Annotated in this window: 1 protein-coding gene; it reads right to left on the bottom strand. The window is 56.6% G+C overall.

All coding sequences use genetic code 11. The features are described from left to right. Positions 1-121 precede the first annotated feature (121 nt). Positions 122-877, bottom strand: a complete 756-nt coding sequence (locus K288_RS51980) for an rRNA adenine N-6-methyltransferase family protein (protein WP_084800150.1) — start codon at positions 875-877, stop codon at positions 122-124. Between the last annotated feature and the right edge of the window lie 168 nt (positions 878-1,045).

Below are 1,045 nucleotides of genomic sequence, written 5' to 3'. Positions count from 1 at the left end.
GCGACACCGCGGCCAGCCGCGCGCGCAGCCTGTGCAGCAAAATGCGCGCTTACGCTGAACTTTATTCAAGAGAGCCAGCGCTGGCTGAACCTCGCAGCGCAGCGGCCGCTTCGATGGTCGCCTAAGCCGCAGGAGCGCTTAGGGACGTTTGGATCTTGCCGGGGGGGGGGCAGCTCTTGACGCCTAGTGCCCAATCCTTGGCAACATACCAACATCGTCCCTTTGCCCGGCGCTTCCAATAGAGGGTCGAAACGTTTCGCCATCCTTCGGAGGCAAGTGCCTTCCTCAACTGTCTCTCCTCAGACGCTTCGACAACAGCATCGCCTCCCTCAGCGAAAACAAATGACACTTCGCGTAATGCCTCCGCCATAAACTCTTTTCTCCGACGTCTGACTAGCAATGCAACAGCATGCATCGCATGTCGCCCTACAAACCGCGCTTCCCGTTCGGGAACTCCAAGAGGAAATAGAAGACGTCCGCCCTCCTTTAGATTTTCGACCCAGGTGATGGCTGGTCGGCTTACCGCAAAATTGACGTAAGTGAGATCAGCCAATGGAATTGCGCAGTTCTTGCCATCGGCATTCAAGACTTCGACGTTCCTCCAAGGTCTCAGGTTCTTCTTTGCGAGCTTTGCCAATGACTTGTCATATTCGATAGCCAACACTCGCCCCTCTTTGCCGACCAGTTCGGCAAGAATGGCGCTGAAATAGCCCGTTCCCGCACCTACGTGGACAACTGTCGCCCCCCTTAGCGGTCCGACTCTGTGCATCAGCCACGCGTGAAGTGACGGACTGCCATTGTTGACGCCACGCTTTGGATCAAGGGAGATGACAACGTCTTGGTAGACGAGGGTGGGGTCGTTGGTACGCAAACGCAAATGACGGGCCCCCGGGGGTCACTGCGTGCCACCGACGGCCCCGAAGAAAGTTTTCTCGCGAAACAGTCGCAAATGAACCTCCTCCGAATGAGTGGACACCTGTAGTAGGCTCATTGAGCCCGGAGGTGTCGAATGGAACGTCAACGTCGGTCATTTACCGAAGAGTAC

The sequence above is a fragment of the Bradyrhizobium sp. Ai1a-2 genome (genome assembly GCF_000426245.1).
Classification (GTDB): domain Bacteria; phylum Pseudomonadota; class Alphaproteobacteria; order Rhizobiales; family Xanthobacteraceae; genus Bradyrhizobium.
Note: the sequence above shows the minus strand (reverse complement) of the source record. Positions and strands in the feature narration are given on the sequence as shown.